The organism is Lentzea sp. NPDC051208 (assembly GCF_040682435.1).
Classification (GTDB): domain Bacteria; phylum Actinomycetota; class Actinomycetes; order Mycobacteriales; family Pseudonocardiaceae; genus Lentzea; species Lentzea kristufekii.
Window position 1 is genome coordinate 371,271 of the sequence record NZ_JBFBAW010000007.1, and the last position, 19,832, is coordinate 391,102.

Genomic DNA, 19,832 nt, shown 5'->3' on the forward strand with positions numbered 1-19,832 from the left:
GCGACAGCCCTGGTCAGGAGGCCCGCGCGGCCTTCTCCAGGGCTTCCGCGAGAGTCAGCACGGCGGGATTCCACGCGGCGTCTTCGCGATACACGACGTGAATGTGCCGAACGGGTTCGGGATTGCGCACCTTGCGCACGACCACGCCGGGGTGCGCGTATCCCAGCCCGAGCCGGGGAATGATCGTGACGCCCAGCCCGGCCGCCACGAATCCCTGCGCGGTCGCGTAGTCGTCGCTCTCCACGGCCACCTGCGGTGAGAACCCGGCACCCGCGCAGGCGTTCCTCACGAAGTTCGCGCACAGACCGCTGGAGCCGCACTCCGCGTCGATCCACGGCTCGTCGGCCAGTTCGGCGAGATCGAGCACGCGTTTGCGGGCCAGGGCGTGGCCTCGCGGGAGCACGGCGTACAGCGGGTCGGCGAGCAGGTGCCGCGCGACCATGCCCTCCGGAGCGGGCGCGTCGGGTTCGAGAACGGTGATCGCCACGTCGGCACGGCCGGCTGCCAGCTCGACGAAGGGGTCGGTCGGCTCGGTGAGCTTCAGGTCGAGCTCCACGCCCGAGCGCTCGGCCCGGAACGCCGCCACCGCGGGTGGCACGAGCGCCGCTCCGGCCGTGGCGAAGTAGCGGACGCGCAGGACGCCGGCGCAGCCGTTGCGCAACGCCGTGAGGGCGCTCTCGGCCTCGGCCAGCTGTTCGGCGAGGCGGCCGGCGTGCTCGGTGAGCAGGCGGCCTGCCGCGGTCGGCCGGACGCCCCTGCCGACGCGTTCCAGCAACGGCATGCCCGCCTGCTTCTCCAGGCCCGCGACCTGCTGCGAGATGGCGGACGGGGTGTAGCCGAGGTTCGTCGCCGCCGCGGTGATGGAACCCGTGCTCACGACGGCCCGGAGCACCTGCATTCGTCGCACGTCCAGCATGCCCCGACCTTACAGCGCAGCTTAAAGGTTTCCCAGAACAATTAAATTGTTTTCACGTGTTCGCGGGCGCATGGTTGACGCGTGAACCAACGCGGAACGTTGATCAGGATGGGCGTGCTCGCCCTGCTGTGGGGATCCAGCTTCCTGTGGATGAAGCTCGCGCTCGGCAGCCTCGCGCCCCTGCAGATCTCGCTCGTGCGGACGTTCTTCGGGGCGGTCGTGCTGTTCGTCGTGCTCGCGCTGGCGAAGATGAGCCTGCCGCGCGACCGCAGGATCTGGGGTCACATGCTCTTCGTGGCTCTGTTCGGCAGCGCCATCCCGTTCACGCTGTTCGCGTTCGGCGGCCAGACCGTCGACTCGGGCGTCTCCGGCGTGCTGAACTCCACGACGCCGCTGTTCGCGCTGGCCATCGGCCTCGTGCTCGGCTCGGAGAAGATCAGCGACGTGGTGCGCCTGCTCGGCCTCGTGCTCGGCTTCGCGGGCGTGCTGGTGATCTTCGCGCCGTGGCAGTCGGGCAACAGCATCGCGAGCTGGGGTGCGGTGCTGTGCCTGATCGGCGCCGCGAGCTACGCCATCGGCTACTCCTACGCCGGCCGCTACCTGGTCAACACGGGCGCGAGCTCGACGCAGCTCGCCGCCATGCAGCTGACCACCGCGATGGGAATGCTGCTGCTGGCAACGCCGTTCGGCGGCCTGGAACCGCTGCACCTGCACTGGGTCGGCATCGTCGCCGTGGTGATCCTCGGCGTCTTCGGCACCGGCATGGCGTTCATCCTCAACTACCGCGTCATCGCGGACGAAGGAGCCACGACGGCGACTACCGTCGGTTACCTTCTGCCCGTGGTGTCGGTACTCCTTGGAGCGATCTTCCTCGGGGAGCAGCTCAACGCGCGGATCGTCATCGGCATGCTGGTGGTGCTCGTGGGCATCGCGCTGACCCGGAGGAAGTCCGTCGCGGCAGGTCAGACCGTCTCACCAAACGAGACGCGCGACCTGGTCAAACGCTGAGGGGTGAGACGCACGTCTCCCCCGTTAGGATGGTTCCGAGACGAATCGCGTCCTTATCAGGCTGCTCAGCCGTCTCCTCTTTGTGAGCGGACATGGAGACCAGTCTGGGAAGGACATCGACATGAACAACGACAACCTGAAGGTCACCACCCGGACGACTTTTCAGTTGTTGGCCCCCGGAGCGGCTCCCGCGCCGGTCGAGGCCGAACTCGTCTACGACCCGGAGGACCCCTACGCGGTCGCGATCGTCTTCTTCACCGGCTCCGGCCGCGTCGAGTGGATGTTCGCCCGCGACCTGCTGGCCGACGGCCTGCTGACGCCGTCCGGTGAGGGCGACATCCTGGTGCGGCCCGCCTCCGACGACCCGGAGCGCGTCCTGGTCGAGCTGAACGCGCCGACCGGGTTCGCCATCCTCAGCGCCGTCGCCGAGGACGTGGCGGAGTTCCTGGACAGCTCCTACGACGTCGTCCAGCCGGGCGAAGAGGACCTGTGGATCGACTTCGACCGGGAGCTGCAGAAGCTGGTCTCGACGATCGACTAGTCCCCTGGTGATGGTCCGGGGTGGTCGTACGGGCGCGGGGCGAGGTGCCGGCACGCGGGGCAGCGTGGCCGACCAGCTCGTCACCGGAGACCGGCCAGGACCAGCGGTGATGCCGAGAAGGTTCCAGACACGAGTCCCCACCGGCGGACTGACTCGGCGCGATCTGCACCACTCTCCGAGCGGGGAACCGCAGATGCACGTCTGCGCGATTGATTAGTCTCACGGTGTGACAACCATCGGGGGCCGCTACACTCTGCTGGAGCGCATCGGCAGCGGTGCGATGGGGGTGGTCTGGCGAGCACGGGACGAGGTGCTGGCCCGCGAGGTGGCGGTCAAGGAGCTCATCACCGGTGACCACCCGCGGGCGATGCGGGAGGCGCGCAACGCCGCTCGACTGCACCACCAGCACGCCATCGGGGTGTTCGACGTCGTGGGCAGCGACGACGAAGAGCCGTGGATCGTCATGGAGTACCTGCCGTCGCACAGCCTCTCGGCTCTGATCGCCGAGCGCGGGCCGCTCAAGCCGGCCCAGGCGGCGAGCATCGGGGCCAAGGTCGCCTCGGCACTGGCGGCGGCGCACACCGCCGGACTGGTCCACCGCGACGTCAAGCCGGGCAACGTCCTGATCGGCCACGACGGCACGGTCAAGCTCACCGACTTCGGCATCTCCAAGGCAGCCGGCGACGGCACGATGACCGACACCGGCATGATCTCGGGCACCCCCGCCTACCTCGCACCCGAGGTGGCGCGCGGCGAGCAGCCCGACGAGGCGTCGGACGTGTTCTCGCTCGGCGCCATGATCTACACGGCGATCGAGGGCGAGTCCGTCTTCGGGCCGAGCGACAACAGCTTCGGCCTCATCTACCGCGCGGCCAGCGGGCAGCTCCGCGATCCCGAGAACGCCGGCGAGCTCACCCCGTTGCTGATGCGGCTGCTCTCGCAGGACCCGAAGGACCGGCCGACCGCGCAGGAGGCCGCCGATCTGCTGGGCGCCGAGCCGCAGCCGTCGCAGCCGCTGGAGATCCCGCAGCAGAAATCGGGACGCAAGGCGCCGAACAAGCGGATCCTGGTGATCCTGGCCGTCATCGCGGTGCTGGCGATCGGCGGTGGCGCGGCCGCCGCGTACTGGAACGGCACCCAGGGCGGAGGCGGCGGCACCCCTGTCCACCAGTCGGACTTCCAGACGAAGCAGCCGCAGCCCCGCTACTTCACCGCGAGTGAGGCGGCCGGGTTCGTGCTCGACCACTACGGCCAGCTCCCCGCCCACCCCGACGTGGCGTGGCGCAACCTCTACGAACGGGCGACCGAGCCGCAGGAGAAGTACGTGGCGCGGTGGAAGGGCTACTCCTCGGTCAGGTGCTCCCTGTCCAGCGTGCCCGTCCGCTCGCACGGCCCGAACTGGGTGGTGACGTTCGACCTGGCACTGCAGACGGACCTGGGCGAGCAGAAGAACGGCGTCTACGAGGCCGAGGTCGCCGCCGTCAACAACGAGATGCGGCTCACCAGCATCACGCAGATCAGCTGAGCAGCCAGAAGCTGCCGCCGCCGACGACCACGCCCATCACGGACCCGGCCAGCACCTGCGCCGTCGTGTGGTCGCCGAGTTCGACGCGGGACCACGCCACGAACGCGGCGGGCAGCGCGAGAAGCAGCCACCACGGGCCGTGGACGACCGCCAGCGTCACCACGGCGGCCCACGCCACGGCGGCGTGCAGCGAGATCTTCCACTTCGCCCCGAACGTGATCACCATGCTGACGAGCAGCGAGGCGAACATGCTCCCCGCCAGTGCGAGCATGTTTCGCGGCGCGCCGCCCAGAACCATGATCACCGTGCCGGCCGCCAGCGACGCGCCCGCCGTGACCAGCGGGACGAGCCTGCCCTCACGGTTCGTGACGTGGTGACCGTCCCACTTGCCCTTGCGGGCGCCACGCACGATGACGGCCATCGGGATGACGGACGCCGTCAAGGCGACCACGAACCCCCACAGCAGCGTCTTCCAGAAGCTCTCCGTGGCCGCCGCGACCGCGAACGGCAGCAGAACCACCCAGACCCACGGCGCCAGCACCTCGGTGGCGCCGCGGGCGACCTTCGTGACCAAGTCCGTCAGACCAGCCTGCGATCAGTGGCCCAGCGGGAGAGTTCGTACCGGTTGGACAGCTGGGTCTTCCGCAGGACGCTCGACACGTGCGTCTCCACCGTCTTGACGCTGATGAACAGCTCGGACGCGATCTCCTTGTAGGCGTACCCACGCGCGAGGAGCCGCAGGACGTCACGTTCGCGCGGCGTCAGCAGGTCGAGCTCGGGGTCGCTGATCGGCGCGGCACCCGGCCGGTCGGCGAACGCGTCCAGCACGAACCCCGCCAGGCGCGGCGAGAACACCGCGTCGCCCTCCGAGACCCGCACGACGGCCCTGACCAGCTCCTGGCTGGAGATCGTCTTCGTCACGTACCCGCGCGCACCGGCGCGGATGACGTTGATGACGTCCTCGGCCGCGTCGGAGACCGACAGGGCGAGGAACGTGACCTCGGGGATCTTGGTCCGGATCTGCCGCAGCACCTCGGCGCCGCCGCCGTCGGGCATGTGCACGTCCAGCAGCACGACGTCCGGCTTGTGGTGCGCGATGCCCGCCACCGCCTCGCCGACGCTGCCCGCCTCGCCGACCACGTCCACCTCGTCGGTGATGGTGTCGAGCTCCGCCTTGACCCCCGCGCGGAACAACGCGTGGTCGTCCACCAGGAACACCCTGACGCTCATGTCCTGGCCTCCAACTTCCTCGGCATCTCGAGCTGCACCTCGGTCCCCTCTCCCGGAGCCGTGCGCAGTCGCACCTCCCCGCCGTGCCTGGTCATTCTCCCCCGGATGCTGCCCGCGAGGCCATGCCGGTCCTCGGGCACCGCGTCGGGGTCGAATCCCTTGCCGCGGTCGCGCACGAACACCGTCACCTTCTCCGGCTCGACCTCGGCGTAGACGCTGACCTCGGCCACCCCCGCGTGCTTGGCCGCGTTGACCATCGCCTCCTTCGACGCCTGGACGAGAGCGAACATTCCGTCCTCCAGCTCGCAGTCGCCGACCACGACCTGGGAGACGGCGATGGCGAAGTCGTCCTCCACCTCCGCGCACGCCTGGGCGATCGCGACGCTCATGGAGTGCGGCAGTTCGCCCACCTCACGGCCGTAGAGCCAGCTGCGCAGCTCGCGTTCCTGGCTGCGGGCCAGGCGCTTGACCTCGCGCGGCGACTCGGACTGCTTCTGGATCAGGGCCAGCGTCTGCAACACCGAGTCGTGCAGGTGGGCGGCGATCTCGGCACGTTCCTCGGTGCGGATGCGCGCACGGCGTTCCGAGTCGAGATCGCGCACCAGCCGCATCCACAGCGGCACGGTCAGCACCGCGACACCGATCAACGTCGCCAGCACGGAGAGCATGACGGTCGAGAGGTTCTGGATGGAGTCGTTCGCCACGAGGAACGCGGCGACCCCCGCCACGACCAGCGCGCCGCCCGCGACCGTCCGCACGATCCCAGTCTTGCCCTGCGAGAAGGCCCCGTCCCTCCAGCGGCGGCGCTGTGCCTCGTCCGCCTCACGCCACACGACGGCGGCACCGATCAGTGCGACGGCGATCGGCCCGGTGATCCACCCGCTCCACGCTCCCCCGAGCAGGCCGGTGAACACCGCGACGCCGATGCCGAGGGCGGCGAGGCCCACGGCCTGCTGCCACTCCTTGCGGTCCTTCTCCGTCTCCGGCTCCACCACCGCCGACTGCGGGACGAACATCCAGAGCAACGCGTAGGCGATGATCCCGGCCCCGCTGAACGCGCCGAGCACGGCGAAGATCGCGCGCACCCAGAAGACGGGGGCGCCGAGATGGTCGGCCAGTCCGCTCGCGACGCCCGCGACCACCCGGCCGGTGCGTCGACGGCGCATCGGCTCAATGCGTGCACTCACAAACTGATCGTCACACGTCATGCCGCGTTGTTCATCAGGGATGACCCCGGTTCCGCGAATCAGGGCTGGTCCCTGATGTGGTTCCAGGCGTGACAGCGCAACCTTGTCGTCGTGAGCGGGACTGAGAAGGCAATGCAGGGCGTGGCGGACACGCTCAGAGAGTTCTGGGCCCACCGTCCGGTGCGGCCCCGTGCAGGTCGCAAAGCCGGTGGTGTCGCCACCGGTATCGCCCTGCGCTACCAGATCGACCCGGTGATCGTCCGGATCGCGTTCGTCGCACTCGCGCTGTCGGGTGGCGTCGGCGTGCCGGTGTACCTCGCCGGCTGGTTGCTGCTGCCCGAGGAGGGGGACGCGACCTCGCCGCTGGAGGCGCTGATCAGCAAGGGCTCCAGCTCGATGTCGCACGGTCAGACGGTGCTGCTGGGCATCCTGATGTTCCCCGCGCTCGCGTTCACCTTCGGGGGCAACAGCGGGTTCGAGGTCTTCGTGACGCTGGCCGCGACGATCGCGTGCATCTACCTGCTGCAGAAGAACCGCGGGCACCTGCAACCGGCCGCCACGCTGACCGAACCCGCGCCCGTGCCACCGGCACCGGGAGCGCCGGCCTGGGACCCGCTGGGCGCCGCGCCGTTCGCCTGGGACCTGCCCGAACCCGCGCCCGCCCCGACGCCCCAGCCGCCGGTGCGCCGGCCGCGCAATCCGCGCGTCGGACTGATGACACTCGGTATCGCGACGCTGGTGATCGCCGGATCCGCGATCGCGGGTGTCTGGGCGCCGTGGTTCACCGTGGCGCACACCGTCGGCCTGCTGATCGCGGTGCTGGCGGCGGGCCTGCTGATCGGGTCGTTCACCGGCGGTGGCCGCGGCCTGATCTGGCTGCTGGTCCCGTTGTCCGTGGTCGGCTTCGGCCTGACCGCCCTCGACTTCGACGGCAGTCCCTCCAAGATGAGCAGCTTCAACGAGACGCCCAAGACCATCGAGAACGTCCGCGACCGGTACGAGACGAGCGTCGGCAGCGTCACGCTCGACCTGCGGCAGCTGCCGGACTCCGGCGAGGTGCGGACCGCGATCGAGGTGGAGCTCGGCGAGGTGCGGGTGCACGTACCGAAGAACGCGGACGTGACGTACCGGTGCGAGGCCTCGTCCATCGGCGAGCTCGACTGCCTCGGCAAGCAGGCGGAGGGCAGCAGGGTGGACGTCAGCGGCAAGGACCTCGGCGAGAACGGCGAGGGTGGCCTGAAGATCGAGCTCGACGTGCAGGCGAGCGTCGGAGAGGTGAAGGTGCTCCGTGACTGAGCAGGGGATGCGCAGGCGGATCGACCCCGTGACGCTGGTGTTCGGGCTCGCCGGCGGGCTGATGGCGGCCTACGTGCTGAGCAACGGGTCGTTCTGGTTCGACCTGCGGTGGGCGCTCGGGGGAACGGCCATCGTGGTCGGCCTGGTGCTGTTGACGAACTCGCTGCGGCGCAAGAGCCACTGAACTGGAAAGGCCCCGGTCTCCCGGGGCCTTTCTTCATGTCATTCCCACTCGATGGTGCCCGGCGGCTTGGACGTCACGTCCAGCACCACGCGGTTGACCTCCGCCACCTCGTTGGTGATCCGGGTCGAGATCCGCTCCAGCACCTCGTACGGCAGACGCGTCCAGTCCGCGGTCATCGCGTCCTCGGACGACACCGGGCGCAGCACGATCGGGTGGCCGTAGGTGCGGCCGTCGCCCTGGACGCCGACGCTGCGGACGTCCGCGAGCAGCACGACCGGGCACTGCCAGATCTGCCGGTCGAGACCGGCCAGGGTCAGCTCCTCGCGGGCGATGGCGTCGGCCTGGCGCAGCGTGTCGAGGCGGTCCTGGGTGACCTCGCCGATGATGCGGATGCCGAGGCCCGGGCCGGGGAACGGCTGGCGCTGCACGATCGTCTCGGGCAGGCCGAGCTCGGTGCCGACGCGGCGGACCTCGTCCTTGAACAGCGCGCGCAGCGGCTCGACCAGCTCGAACTGCAGGTCGTCCGGCAGGCCGCCGACGTTGTGGTGCGACTTGATGTTCGCGGTGCCCGCGCCGCCGCCGGACTCGACGACGTCCGGGTACAGCGTGCCCTGGACCAAGAACTTGTAGTCGCCCTCGGCCTTGAGGTCGCGCTCGGCCTGCTCGAACACGCGGATGAACTCACGGCCGATGATCTTGCGCTTCTCCTCCGGGTCCGTGACGCCGGCCAGCGCGTTGAGGAACCGCTCGCGCGCGTCGACGGTCACCAGGCGGATGCCCGTGGCGGCGACGTAGTCGCGCTCGACCTGGGCGCGCTCGCCGGAGCGCAGCAGGCCGTGGTCGACGAAGACGCACGTGAGGCGGTCGCCGATGGCGCGCTGGACCAGAGCGGCCGCGACGGCGGAGTCGACGCCGCCGGACAGGCCGCAGATCGCCTTGCCGTCACCGATCTGCTCGCGGATCCGCGAGACCTGCTCGTCCACGATGGACGACGTGGTCCACTGCGGACGGATGCCCGCGATCTCGTGCAGGAACCGGCGCAGCACCTCCTGGCCGTGCGGCGAGTGGTGCACCTCGGGGTGGTACTGCACGCCGGCGAAGCGGCGCTCGGTGTCCTCGAACGCGGCGACCGGCGCGCCCTCGCTGGTCGCGGTGACGGTGAAGCCCTCGGGCGCCTTGGTGACGGCGTCGCCGTGGCTCATCCACACCGGGTGGCTCGCGGGGAGCTCCTGGTGCAGCGAGCCGCCCTCGGTCGGCACGCTCAGGTCCGTGCGGCCGTACTCGCGGGTGCCGGTCTGTTCAACCGCGCCGCCAAGTGCGCGTGCCATCGCCTGGAAGCCGTAGCAGATGCCGAAGACCGGGACGCCGGTCTCGAACAGCTTCGGGTCGACCTGCGGGGCGTTCTCCTCGTACACGCTCGACGGGCCACCGGACAGCACGATGGCCAGCGGGTTCTTGTCGAGGATCTCGCTGACGGCCGCGGTGTGCGGAACGACCTCGGAGTAGACCTGGGCCTCGCGCACGCGGCGGGCGATCAGCTGCGCGTACTGGGCGCCGAAGTCGACGACGAGAACAGGGCGGTTGCTGGTGTCGGACACGTCGCCAAGGATCTCATGCGTGGACGGTGAACTGCTGACCGGTGGCGGGCTGAACCAGGTGTTCAGGGTGGGTGACGCGGTGCGACGACCGGCCGGGCCGTGGGCGCCGCGGGTGCACGAGTTGTTGCGACGCTTGGCGCCTCTGGGGATCGCGCCGGTTCCGCTCGGGCTCGACGCGGAGCACGAACTGCTCAGCTACCTGCCCGGTGACGTTGGCCACGTGCCCCCTTCGGGGGACAAGACGTTGATCGAATCAGCGCTGCTGCTGCGGCGGCTGCACGACGCCACGGCCCCGCTTGTCGGCGAGCTGAACGGGTGGCAGTTCGCCGCCAGGGAGCCCGTTGAGGTGGTGCTGCACGGCGACTTCGCGCCGTACAACATCGTGTTCGCGGACGGGATGCCGGTCGGGGTGTTCGACTGGGACGGCGCACATCCGGGTCCGCGCTGGTGGGACGTGAGCTGGGCGCTGATCCAGTTCGTGCTGGCGCTGCCGGACGACCGCGAACGGCGCACCCGGCTGTTCTGCGAGACGTACGGAATCGAGTACGTGGCCGAGCACGTGCTGATCCGGCTGGACGACATGATCCAGACGATTCGGAAACATCCGGCGTTCGTGCTCCAGCGAGCCGAACGGCATGACGAGCACTACTTGGGACTCGTCGGTTTGGTCCCCAAAACCGGCGGAGCCCGTTTTGGGGACCAAACCGACTTCGTCTTCTAGGAGTGTGTCGGTACGTGCAGGCCAATAGGGCTTAACGTGAGTCTCATGGACGCGTTCACGCCGCAACCCAGGCCGTGCTGGGTCGCCGGCCGCCCCGAGCAGGGCGAGCAGGCGCTAGAGGTCTTCCACCCGTTCGACGGCACTGCGGTCGCCTCGGTGGCCGTGCCGGGCAGAGACCAGGTGGAACGCGCGATCGCGGCGGCGGCGGCCGTCGCGAAGGAGTTCCGGCGAACACCCGCGCACGTGCGGGCCGAGGCGCTGCTGCAGGTGTCGCGGGCGCTGGCCGAACGCGCCGAGGAGATCGCCGAGACGATCACCGCCGAGAACGGCAAGCCGCTGAAGTGGGCCGAGATCGAGGTGCAGCGCGCGGTCAACACGTTCCGCTTCGCCGCGGAGGAGGCGCGCCGGTTCACCGGTGGGTTGCAGCGCCTCGACACCGATGCCGGTGGCGTGGGGCGGATGGCGATCGTCCGGCACGTGCCGCGCGGGCCGGTGCTGGCCGTGGCGCCGTTCAACTTCCCGCTGAACCTGGTGGCGCACAAGGTCGCGCCGGCGCTCGCGGTGGGTGCGCCGGTGATCGTGAAGCCCGCCTCCGCCACGCCGCTGAGCTCGTTGCTGCTGGGCGAGATCCTGGCCGAGACCGATCTGCCCGAGGGCGCGTTCTCAGTCCTTCCCGTGCGCGGCAAGGACATGGACGTCCTGGTCAAGGACGAGCGGCTGCCGGTGATCTCGTTCACCGGGTCCACGAAGGTCGGCTGGTCGTTGATGGAAGCCGCGCCGCGCAAGCACGTCGTGATGGAGCTGGGTTCCAACGCGGCCGCCATCATCTGTCCCGACTGGACGGACCTGGACCACGCGGCGCAGCGCATCGCGACGTTCGGCAACTACCAGGCCGGGCAGTCGTGCATCGCCGTGCAGCGGGTGATCGTGGACCGCTCCAGGGCGGACGAGTTCGTGCCGAAGCTCGTGGAAGCCGTTGCCGCGCTGAAGACCGGCGACCCGCACGACCCCGAGGTCGAGGTCGGGCCTCTGGTCGACGAGGACAACGCCCGGCGCGTCGAGGAATGGGTCAACATGGCCACCGACGTCGGCGCGAAGGTGCTGCTCGGCGGCAAGCGGACCGGGGCGACGGTCGAGCCGACCGTGCTGACGGACGTGCCGAAGACCGCCAAGGTGTGGACCGAGGAGATCTTCGGGCCGGTGCTCGTGGTGTCGGTCGCGGACGGCGTCGAGGACGCGTTCGCGCAGGCCAACGACTCCAAGTACGGGCTGCAGGCCGGGGTGTTCACCCGTGACGTGCAGGTGGCGTTCGAGGCCGCGGCCGAACTGGAGGTCGGCGGCGTGATCATCGGTGACGTGCCGTCCTACCGCGCCGACCAGATGCCGTACGGCGGCGTGAAGGGGTCGGGCACCGGGCGCGAGGGCGTCCGGTCGGCGATGGAGGACTTCACCGAGGAACGGGTGACCGTGCTGACCGGGATCCAGCTCTAGGGCGTGTCCCGTAAGTCCGTTCGATGAGAGTCACGGTCGAGAGTTCCGGAGGCGGTGCCGCCGCAGTGCCCTCATACCGGGCGTATTCGGGCTTTGCGGCGGTGCCGTCTCCGGGGCCCTCGGCCGCGACTATCGCGGACGAGACTTACGGGACACGCCCTATAGCCCCTGCGGGAACGCCAGCACGCGGTCCGGGTCGTACCGTCGCGCGACCTTCCTGAGTCGCGCGAGGTTGCGGCCGTAGTAGGCGGTCGGCCAGTCGGGCATCTCCGGGTCGATGTAGTTCACGTACCCGGTGTTGCCCGCGCCGAGCCCGTCCCGCACCTCCGCGAGCACGCGGCGTGCCTCGGCTTCGGTCCTGTCACCCGCACCGAAGAAGATCTGGGCACTGGCACGGGCGTCGCGGTGCGGGAACGCCGTGGCGTCCGGCGCGACCCTGGCGAGCGCGCCGCCGAACGAGTCGAACAGGATCGCCCCGTCGCGCTGCTCCTCCATGAGGTCCGCGACCCGTCCACCTGGCACGTGGTGGCGGAGCATGCGCGACGACGCCGCGAACCGGAAGCCCGGCCCTGGGTTCCCCGCGTAGTAGCGCATCGTCTCCAGGTAGCCCATCCCCTGAACGGTGCGCGGCGCGGCCGGCATCCTGTCCAGCAACGGCAGCAGGTCCTTCTCCGGCCCCACGTACACGCCGCCGATGTTCGTGGGCGACGTCGTGCCCGACTCGAACGTGCAGTTCGACCACAGCTCGTCGGGTGCCTGGGCCATCCACTCCTGCCACGCGTCCAGCGCGTCTGCCGCCGCCCCCGCCGGGTAGACGAGCTTGAACACGGTCAGGCCGGGCGCGGGATCGGTGCGGAAGGTGAACTCCGTGACGATCCCGAAGTTGCCGCCGCCACCGCCGCGCAACGCCCAGTACAGGTCGGGTTCGGAGTGCGCGGAGGCGGTGCGCAGGCATCCGTCCGGCGTGACGATCCTGGCGCTGACCAGGTGGTCGCTCGTGAGGCCGTACTTGCGGCCGAGCACGCTGATGCCGCCGCCGAGCGCGAGCCCGCTGATGCCGACCGAGCGGCACGTCCCGGCGGGCAGGGCCTGGCCCGCGGCGCCGATCGCCTCGTAGACGGGCAGGAGCTGTGTGCCCGCACCGATCCGCGCGCGGGTGCCGGAGACGGCCACCGCCGACATCGCCGCGAGGTCGACGACCAGGCCGTTCTCGGGCAGCGAGTAGGCCGCGTAGCTGTGCTTGCCGCTGCGGGCGGCGACCGGGATGCGTTCGTGCGACGCGAAGTCCAGGCACGCCTGCACGTCCTCCGGCCGGACGCACCTCGCTATCGCGGCCGGCCTGCGGTGCGCGTAGATCGTGTTCCACGGCACGCGGAGCTCGTCGTACCCCGGGTCCTGTGGCAGCACGAGCCGGTCGCCCAGCCTCCTGCGCAGCTTCGCCCAGTTGGTGCCGGCTGCTGCGGCCGTCGCGGTGCCCATCCCCAAGCTTGCGACGCCGAGTGCGGTCCCCTGCAGGAAAGTTCGCCTGTTTACCCCCATGACGAGAGCACGTCCGGCTCTGGTCATCGGTTGCCCTGCCAGCCGAGCGCACGCCGTTTCACCTGTTCGTCGCAACGGTGTGCGGCGACGTGCCCGTCCGGCCTGATCAGCCACCCGTCCCTCGTCGTGAAGCCCGGCCCCGCGGTGCGGGAGTTCGGGATCAGCTCGCCGCCGTCCGTCGTCAGCGGGGAGTTCTCGTAGGAGAACGGGGTGAAGAGCTTGCCCGAGTCGATGCCCTCGGCGGATTCGAGCGCCTGCTGCCGGTGCGCGCGTTCCTCGGGAGTGCCCGGCACGAGGAACCGCATGGTGTCGCCGGTGATGCGGAGGTTCTCGTCGGCGGCAGCGCCGCGTTCGGTGTCGTAGGAGGCGAGGAGGTGCGGGCCCGCCTCGCCTCTCCGGTCGGCTGCGATCTTCCAGGCGGCGTTGTCGGCGTCGCAGATGCCGGAGTTCAGGCCACGGGCGCCGAACGGGCTCATGACGTGCGCCGCGTCCCCGGCGAGCAGAACCTTGTTGTCGCGGAGCTTCGTGGCCCTGCGCTGGTGGAAGCGGTAGGTGGACTGCCAGACGATCTCGTACGGCTTGTCACCGACGATCGCGCGGACGTGGGCGTCGGTGAGCTCGACGTCCTCGGCGACCTGCCAGTCGATCCGCCAGACACCGTTCGGTTGCGGGTGCAGCAGGACCTGGCGACCGGGATTCCACGGCGGGTCGAAGTAGAAGCGGCGCTCGGGCGTCTCGAAGTCCAGGTCGACGCGAACGTCGGCGATGATGAACCTGTCGTCGAACGAGAAGCCCTCGAACGGGATGTTCAGGAGCCGTCTCACCGTGGAGTGCACGCCGTCCGCCGCGATGCAGTGCGTGGCACTTATTCCATCCTGTGTGGACACTCCCTCTTCGCTCTGGGTGAGGGCTTCGAGAGCGTGGCCGTAGCGCAGTTCGATCAGCGGTTCGGCGCGGACCCGTTCCTCCAGCAGCTGTTCGACGACGGTCTGCGGGGTGTTCACGAACGGCGGGAAACCCTTGGCCTCCGGGAACGTCAGGGTGAGCACCTCGCGGTCGCGGTGGTAGGTGCGGCCGGTGTACCAGGTGACGCCCGCGTCGGCGACGGCTTGCCCGACGCCGATCCGTTCCAGGATCTCCAGGACGTCGCGCTGGACGCAGATCGAGCGGCTGCCCGTCTGCGCACGCTTCGGTTCCTTCTCCAGGACGATGCTCGGCACGCCGGCTCTCGCGAGGAACAGCGCCGACGCCAGCCCCACCGGCCCGGCGCCGACCACCAGGACCGTCATTGCAGGGCGTCCCAGACGGCGCGGTCGCGTTCGGCGGTCCAGATCTCCGGCCAGTCCTTGCCGTCGCACTCGTCCCAGTAGCGCTTCACGTCGAACGGCAGGCAGTGCTCGAAGATCGGCCAGCGGCCGTAGCGGGCCTGGAGCGTCCTGTGCGCCAGTTCGAAGGCTTGCTTGAGCGTGCCGCCCTCGGCGTGGACGCTGCCGACCGTGCGGCGCAGTTCGTTGAGGAAGTGCCTGCTCTGGTTGATCGCGGCCTCGACCTCGATGCGGTCGCGCGCGACCTTGCCGCGGCCGCCGACCAGGACCTCGGCGCCCAGGTCCTCGACTTCGTCCAAAGTGGACGTCGCCCACTCGTCGTGGAACGCGTCACCGGTGTAGAGCGCGGCCTGCGACTCGACCAGGTCACCCGCGAACAGGATGCGTTGCTGCGGCAGCCACGCCACGATGTCGCCGGCCGTGTGCCCGCGCCCGAGGAACTGCAGCACCAGGTCGCCCCGCTCGCCGCCGAGCGGGATCGTCATGCGGTCGGAGAACGTCAGCGTCGGCCACGTCAGGCCGGGGATCTCCCCGGGCTGTTCGAACAGCCGCGGCATGCGGCCGAACTCGCTCTCCCAGTCCTGCTGCCCCCGTTCGGCGATCAGCACCCGCGTCATCTCGTGGGCGACGATCTCCTGTGCCTCGAACGCGCTGGCCCCGAGCGTGCGGACGGCGTGGTAGTGGCTGAGCACGAGGTACCGGACCGGCTTTCTGGTGTGCTTGCGCAGCTGCGCCAGCCACCTCCTGGCCGCCGCCGGGGTGGCGCGTGCCTCGAAGCAGATCAGGAAGTCCTCGGCCTCGATGGCCGCAACGTTGGGGTCGCCTTCGGCGGTCAGGGTGTAGACGCCCTCGGCGAGTTCGATGAACACCTCGTCCTTGGGCGCGAGGTCGGCGCTGGACGCGAACGGCTTGTTGGCCATGCCTCCACCGTGTCAGGAGGCCTTCACGATCGGCAACCGCAAAGCGGCTGGAGCTTGATCGGGAACCGCCGGGTTCTTCGGCTTCGTCGGGTTGATCCGCCGGTAGGGCTGGTCCTGCGCGGGCCGCTGGTCCTGCTCGCCCTTGTTCGGCCACAGCGAGAACGCCCGCTCGGCCTGCGCGGTGATGGTGAGGCTCGGGTTCACGCCGAGGTTCGCGCTGATCGCCGAACCGTCCACAACGGACAGTCCGGGGTAGTTGAAGACCCGGTGGTACGGGTCGATCACGCCCTGCTCCTCACCGCTCGCGATCGCGCAGCCGCCGATGAAGTGCGCGGTCAGCGGGATGTTGAACAGCTCGCCCCACGTGCCGCCGGCCATGCCGTCGATGTGCTTGGCGGCCAGCAGGTTCGCCTCGTGACCGGCGGGGATGAACGCCGGGTTCGGCTCACCGTGACCCTGCTTGCTGGTGAGCTTGCCGCGCTTGAGGAACGTGGTGATGGAGTTGTCGAGGCTCTGCATGACCAGCAGGATCACGGTCCGCTCGCTCCACCGGTGCACGCTCAGCAGCCGGAGCAGCCGCAGCGGGTGCCGGACCGCCTGCTTGATGAACTGCAGCCACCGCGGCGTGCTCAGCGCGCCGTCCGTGGCGAGGGTCTGCAGCATGCCCATGGCGTTGCTGCCCTTGCCGTACCGGACGGGCTCGATGTGCGTGATCTCGTCGGGGTGGATGGAGCTGGTGATCGCGACGCCCTGCGTGAAGTCGTTGTCCGGGTCGACCGTGTAGCGGGCGGCGCCGATGATCGACTCGGAGTTGGTGCGGGTGAGCTCGCCGAGCTTGGGAGAGATCTTCGGCAGGGTGCTCGCCTTCGCCTGGTGCAGGAGCTGCTGGGTGCCCCACGTGCCGGCGGCGATCACGACCTGGTCCGCCGTGAACGTCCTGGTCGCCTTCCCGCCGGTCGCCCTGGTGTCGACGGTCCAGGTGCCGTTGTCCTCGCTGAGCCGCGTGACCGTGGTCAGCGGGAAGACCTGGGCGCCGAGCTTCTCCGCGAGGTAGAGGTAGTTCTTGACCAGCGTGTTCTTGGCGCCGACCCGGCAGCCCGACATGCAACCGCCGCACTCGGTGCAGCCGGTGCGCTCCGGCCCGGCACCACCGAAGTACGGGTCGGCCGCCTTCTTGCCCGGCTCGCCGAAGAACACGCCGACGGGCGTCGCGTGGTAGCTGTCCTCGACACCCATGTCCTTCGCGACCTTCTGCATGACGACGTCGCTCGGGGTCGTGGTGGGGTTCGTGACGACACCCAGCATCCGGCTCGCCTGGTCGTAGAACGGCTCCAGCTCGTCCTGCCAGTCGGTGATGTGCGCCCACTGCCTGTCCTCGTAGAACGGCTTGAGCGGCCGGTACAGCGTGTTCGCGTAGACGAGGCTGCCGCCGCCGACGCCCGCCCCCGCGAGCACCATGACGTTGCGCAGCAGGTGGATGCGCTGGATGCCGAAGCACTTGAGCTGCGGCGCCCACAGGTACTTGCGGAGGTTCCAGCTGGTCTTGGCGAACTCGTCGTCGGCGAACCGGCGCCCCGCCTCCAGCACGGCGACGCGGTAGCCCTTCTCGGTCAGGCGGAGCGCGGCCACGCTGCCACCGAACCCGGAGCCGACGATGACGACATCGAAGTTACCGGCGAGTTCACCCATGGATCGGAGAGTAGGCGTTACTTCCGGTAACGCCTAGTCCCCTATCGGTTCAGACGGGCGGGACGCGCTCGTGAAATCGGTCCAGAGGTCGACTGCCTGTTCCAGGCTCAGGGCCGCGACCTGCACTGGAGGGATCCCCGCGGTGTGCACGAGACGCTGCGCCAGCCAGTCGGGCACCGGTTCGCGCGGCGGGACCTCTTCCACGACCACGTCGCCCGCCAGGCGACCGAGCCTTCCGATGACGTCGGCCAGCTTGGCCAGCGTGGAGCCCTCGTCGGCCATCGACGCGACTCTCGCCGACGCCTCGGCGTAGACACAGGCCTCGGGGTACACCTGGCCTCGACGGCCGTCCACGGTCGACAGCCGTCTGGCAGACGATCCGCCGTCGACTGCCGCATCGGCCTCCGCAAGCTGGTCAGCTCACCTTCGAGCAGCTACCCAGCCTCCAGGTCGTCGAACAGGAGTCGGATCGGTGCTTCAGCCATCAAGCGAGTCGTCGTCCTCCACCGCCGCCAGCGACTCACGGGTGTGTCCGAACGCCGCCAGCACGTCGTCGAAGGAGGTGAGCCGACCGGGGGCGGCCGCCGACTTCGCCAGCTCGCTCAAATCTGCCGCCGCCTCGGCGAGTTCGGTCAGGCGACTCATCGGAACGACAGCGACGACTCGGCGGCCATGCCGGGCGACGGCCACCGGACCGCATTTCTCGACGTCGGTGATCAGGCCGGCAACGCCGCGTTTGGTGGCTTCGCCGACGGTCAGTTCGCGAGCCTCGTTGAGTGCGTCCACGGGCAGGAATCTCGACAGTAAGTCGAGGGTGCGCGGGCAGGCGCACCCGTCGACTCAGAGCACCAGACCCTCGATGACCCAGACCATGAAGGCCACGGCCAGCGCGGTGATCACCAGGCCGCCGCAGACGAACAGGGTCAGCATCTTCCAGCCGATGCCGCCGACGCCCTCGTCCTCCTCGGGCGCTTCGTCGACCTCGAACTCCTGGACCTCGGCGTCCGGGTCGATCGTGTCCACATCGCTGTTCTTGCCGTTGCCGAACAAGTCATCCAATTCCACGCACAAAAGGACGCACGGGATGGCCGTCTGGTTGCAAGATCAGGTTTGGGCCCATGCGGCGATCGGGAGGCTCAGGTAAACGCCCACGTCAGCGAGGCCCGTGGCCTCGGCGATGGCCGTGCACAGGGCATCGACGCGATCTTGGCGGTTGGCGGCGCGGCTCTCGAAGTACTTCGAGCGGACCTCGACGACGATGTCCATGCCGGTCGAGTCGAACGGGCCGCGCGGCCGGAAGCGCAGGTCGACGTCGCCGGGCTGGAGGTCGCCGTCGTAGGGCTCCTCCGGGCACTCCACCGCCACGGACACGGCGTGCGGGAGCATCGACGCGAGTTGCTCCAGCACCGCGTGGGGGACGTGGGGTGCGTAGTTGACCTCGACGAGCGGCACGTCGCCAGCAAAGCAGAGGGGCGCGTCCCGGCTGGAACGCGCCCCTCGACGTCGAACGGGATCAGCCGCGGATCGTCAGGCCGACCTTCTGGAACTCCTTGAGGTCGGAGTAGCCGGTCTTGGCCATCGCCCTCTTCAGCGCGCCGAACAGGTTCGTCACGCCGCGCGGGTCGGCGGATGGGCCGAACAGCAGCTTGCGCAGGTCGAGCTCCTGGTCCACCGCGTCGGCGACGAGGCTGCGCGGCACGGACGGGTGCGCGGACGCCGCCGTCCAGTACAGGCCCTGGCCCGGTGCCTCGGTCGCGGCGGCCAGCGGCTCGCCGAGCATCACGGCGTCAGCACCGCAGGCGATGGACTTCGCCACGTCGCCCGAGGTCGTGACGCCGCCGTCGGCGATGACGTGCACGTAGCGGCCGCCGGTCTCGTCGAGGTAGTCGCGGCGTGCGGCCGCGGCGTCGGCGATCGCGGTGGCCATCGGCACGCCGATGCCCAGCACCGAGTCGGTGGTCGTGACGCCGGGCGCGTAGCCGTAGCCGACGATCACGCCCGCCGCGCCGGTGCGCATGAGGTGCATGGCGGTGCGGTAGTCACCGACACCGCCGGCGATCACCGGGATGTCGAGGTCCGCGATGAACGACTTCAGGTTCAGCGGCTCACCGCCACGGCTCACGTGCTCGGCCGAGATGATCGTGCCCTGCACGACCAGGATCTCGACGCCCGCGGCCAGCAGGTCCGGGGTGAGCTCCGCAGCGCGCTGCGGGCTGACGCGGACCGCGACGGTGACGCCCGAGTCGCGGATCTGCTTGACCGCCGCGGCGATCAGGTCCATCCGCAGCGGGGCGGCGTGCAGCTCCTGCAGCACCTTCACCGCGGCGGCCGGGTCCTCGCTGTCCTCGGTCGCCTGGACCAGGCGGAACAACGCCTCGTCCACGTCGCTGTGCCGCGCCCAGAGACCCTCGGCGTTGAGCACACCGAGGCCGCCGAGCTCGCCGACCGCGACCGCCGTGCCCGGCGACACGATGGCGTCGGTCGGGTGGGTGATCAGCGGGATGTCGAAGCGGTAGGCATCGATCTGCCACGTCGTGGAGACGTCCTTCGACGACCTCGTCCGACGCGACGGGATGATCTCGATGTCGTCCAGCTCGTAGGCCCGCCTCGCGGTCCGGCCCATGCCGATCTCGACCAGATCGCGCACCTGTGGTTCCTCTCC

General features: G+C 69.8%; 21 protein-coding genes. 7 read left to right on the forward strand and 14 right to left on the reverse strand.

Translation table 11 applies throughout. From position 1 onward, the window contains the following. Positions 1–13 precede the first annotated feature (13 nt). Entirely contained in the window at positions 14–916 is a 903-nt protein-coding gene (locus AB0M48_RS19720; RefSeq protein ID WP_266043841.1) for a LysR family transcriptional regulator, read from the reverse strand. A gap of 81 nt (positions 917–997) precedes the next feature. Here AB0M48_RS19720 and AB0M48_RS19725 point away from each other — a divergent pair, with 81 nt between their 5' ends. The 3 genes from AB0M48_RS19725 to AB0M48_RS19735 all read left to right on the forward strand — a co-directional run bounded on the left by AB0M48_RS19725 (position 998) and on the right by AB0M48_RS19735 (position 3,990). Beyond that, positions 998–1,924, forward strand: a complete 927-nt coding sequence (locus AB0M48_RS19725; protein ID WP_363843705.1) for a DMT family transporter — start codon at positions 998–1,000, stop codon at positions 1,922–1,924. Between the two features lie 121 nt (positions 1,925–2,045). Further along, positions 2,046–2,465, forward strand: a complete 420-nt coding sequence (locus tag AB0M48_RS19730; RefSeq protein ID WP_266043839.1) for an SsgA family sporulation/cell division regulator — start codon at positions 2,046–2,048, stop codon at positions 2,463–2,465. A gap of 226 nt (positions 2,466–2,691) precedes the next feature. After that, on the forward strand, positions 2,692–3,990 hold the full coding sequence (locus AB0M48_RS19735) for a serine/threonine-protein kinase (protein WP_363843708.1): 1,299 nt from the start codon (positions 2,692–2,694) through the stop codon (positions 3,988–3,990). On the opposite strand, the gene AB0M48_RS19740 is transcribed toward AB0M48_RS19735, so the two are convergent. Genes AB0M48_RS19740 through AB0M48_RS19750 form a run of 3 tightly spaced genes read right to left on the reverse strand, consistent with a single transcriptional unit; the run spans position 3,983 to position 6,386 of the window. Continuing rightward, positions 3,983–4,564: a hypothetical protein gene (locus tag AB0M48_RS19740; protein WP_363843711.1), complete on the reverse strand. Its 582-nt coding sequence runs from the start codon at positions 4,562–4,564 to the stop codon at positions 3,983–3,985. The two genes, AB0M48_RS19735 and AB0M48_RS19740, sit on opposite strands and share 8 nt — an antisense overlap. A gap of 5 nt (positions 4,565–4,569) precedes the next feature. Beyond that, the gene (locus AB0M48_RS19745) at positions 4,570–5,220 is read right to left on the reverse strand and encodes a response regulator transcription factor (RefSeq protein ID WP_090067146.1); all 651 of its coding nucleotides are present in this window, start codon (positions 5,218–5,220) and stop codon (positions 4,570–4,572) included. Next, positions 5,217–6,386, reverse strand: a complete 1,170-nt coding sequence (locus AB0M48_RS19750; protein ID WP_363844004.1) for a PspC domain-containing protein — start codon at positions 6,384–6,386, stop codon at positions 5,217–5,219. The genes AB0M48_RS19745 and AB0M48_RS19750 overlap by 4 nt, the downstream gene beginning before the upstream one ends. A gap of 132 nt (positions 6,387–6,518) precedes the next feature. Between AB0M48_RS19750 and AB0M48_RS19755 the strand changes: the two genes are divergently transcribed. Together AB0M48_RS19755 and AB0M48_RS19760 are read left to right on the forward strand one after the other, a co-directional pair. Further along, on the forward strand, positions 6,519–7,703 hold the full coding sequence (locus AB0M48_RS19755; protein ID WP_363843714.1) for a PspC domain-containing protein: 1,185 nt from the start codon (positions 6,519–6,521) through the stop codon (positions 7,701–7,703). Next, complete coding sequence (locus tag AB0M48_RS19760) at positions 7,696–7,887, forward strand: hypothetical protein (protein ID WP_363843717.1); 192 nt, start codon at positions 7,696–7,698, stop codon at positions 7,885–7,887. The genes AB0M48_RS19755 and AB0M48_RS19760 overlap by 8 nt, the downstream gene beginning before the upstream one ends. A 38-nt stretch (positions 7,888–7,925) precedes the next feature. Here AB0M48_RS19760 and guaA read toward each other — a convergent pair whose 3' ends face one another. Further along, entirely contained in the window at positions 7,926–9,485 is a 1,560-nt protein-coding gene (gene guaA, locus AB0M48_RS19765; RefSeq protein WP_363843720.1) for a glutamine-hydrolyzing GMP synthase, read from the reverse strand. A 19-nt stretch (positions 9,486–9,504) separates the two neighbouring features. Here guaA and AB0M48_RS19770 point away from each other — a divergent pair, with 19 nt between their 5' ends. Both AB0M48_RS19770 and AB0M48_RS19775 read left to right on the forward strand, forming a co-directional pair. Then, positions 9,505–10,206 carry an aminoglycoside phosphotransferase family protein gene (locus AB0M48_RS19770; protein WP_363843723.1) on the forward strand — a complete coding sequence of 234 codons (702 nt, stop codon included), beginning with the start codon at positions 9,505–9,507 and terminating at the stop codon, positions 10,204–10,206. 45 nt (positions 10,207–10,251) lie between these two features. Further along, positions 10,252–11,697, forward strand: coding sequence for an aldehyde dehydrogenase family protein (locus AB0M48_RS19775; protein ID WP_363843726.1), 1,446 nt, complete (start codon positions 10,252–10,254; stop codon positions 11,695–11,697). A 159-nt stretch (positions 11,698–11,856) separates the two neighbouring features. On the opposite strand, the gene AB0M48_RS19780 is transcribed toward AB0M48_RS19775, so the two are convergent. The 9 genes from AB0M48_RS19780 to AB0M48_RS19820 form a co-directional block, all read right to left on the reverse strand. Next, a complete protein-coding gene (locus AB0M48_RS19780) occupies positions 11,857–13,176 on the reverse strand; it encodes an FAD-binding oxidoreductase (RefSeq protein ID WP_363843729.1) in 1,320 nt (439 codons plus the stop codon). 83 nt (positions 13,177–13,259) lie between these two features. Next, a complete protein-coding gene (locus tag AB0M48_RS19785; protein ID WP_363843732.1) occupies positions 13,260–14,525 on the reverse strand; it encodes an FAD-dependent monooxygenase in 1,266 nt (421 codons plus the stop codon). After that, positions 14,522–15,481: an MBL fold metallo-hydrolase gene (locus AB0M48_RS19790; RefSeq protein WP_363843735.1), complete on the reverse strand. Its 960-nt coding sequence runs from the start codon at positions 15,479–15,481 to the stop codon at positions 14,522–14,524. Before AB0M48_RS19790 ends, AB0M48_RS19785 begins: the two co-directional genes overlap by 4 nt. A gap of 12 nt (positions 15,482–15,493) precedes the next feature. Beyond that, the gene (locus AB0M48_RS19795) at positions 15,494–17,170 is read right to left on the reverse strand and encodes a GMC family oxidoreductase (RefSeq protein ID WP_363843738.1); all 1,677 of its coding nucleotides are present in this window, start codon (positions 17,168–17,170) and stop codon (positions 15,494–15,496) included. Positions 17,171–17,203: 33 nt separating this feature from the next. Then, entirely contained in the window at positions 17,204–17,524 is a 321-nt protein-coding gene (locus AB0M48_RS19800; protein WP_363843741.1) for a hypothetical protein, read from the reverse strand. Between the two features lie 123 nt (positions 17,525–17,647). After that, entirely contained in the window at positions 17,648–17,956 is a 309-nt protein-coding gene (locus AB0M48_RS19805; RefSeq protein ID WP_363843744.1) for a hypothetical protein, read from the reverse strand. A 54-nt stretch (positions 17,957–18,010) separates the two neighbouring features. Beyond that, complete coding sequence (locus AB0M48_RS19810; RefSeq protein ID WP_363843747.1) at positions 18,011–18,235, reverse strand: hypothetical protein; 225 nt, start codon at positions 18,233–18,235, stop codon at positions 18,011–18,013. A 39-nt stretch (positions 18,236–18,274) separates the two neighbouring features. Beyond that, positions 18,275–18,622 (reverse strand): hypothetical protein, encoded by a 348-nt coding sequence (locus tag AB0M48_RS19815; protein WP_363843750.1) that lies wholly within the window; start codon positions 18,620–18,622, stop codon positions 18,275–18,277. Between the two features lie 61 nt (positions 18,623–18,683). Further along, on the reverse strand, positions 18,684–19,817 hold the full coding sequence (locus AB0M48_RS19820) for a GuaB3 family IMP dehydrogenase-related protein (RefSeq protein WP_363843753.1): 1,134 nt from the start codon (positions 19,815–19,817) through the stop codon (positions 18,684–18,686). Positions 19,818–19,832 lie beyond the last annotated feature (15 nt).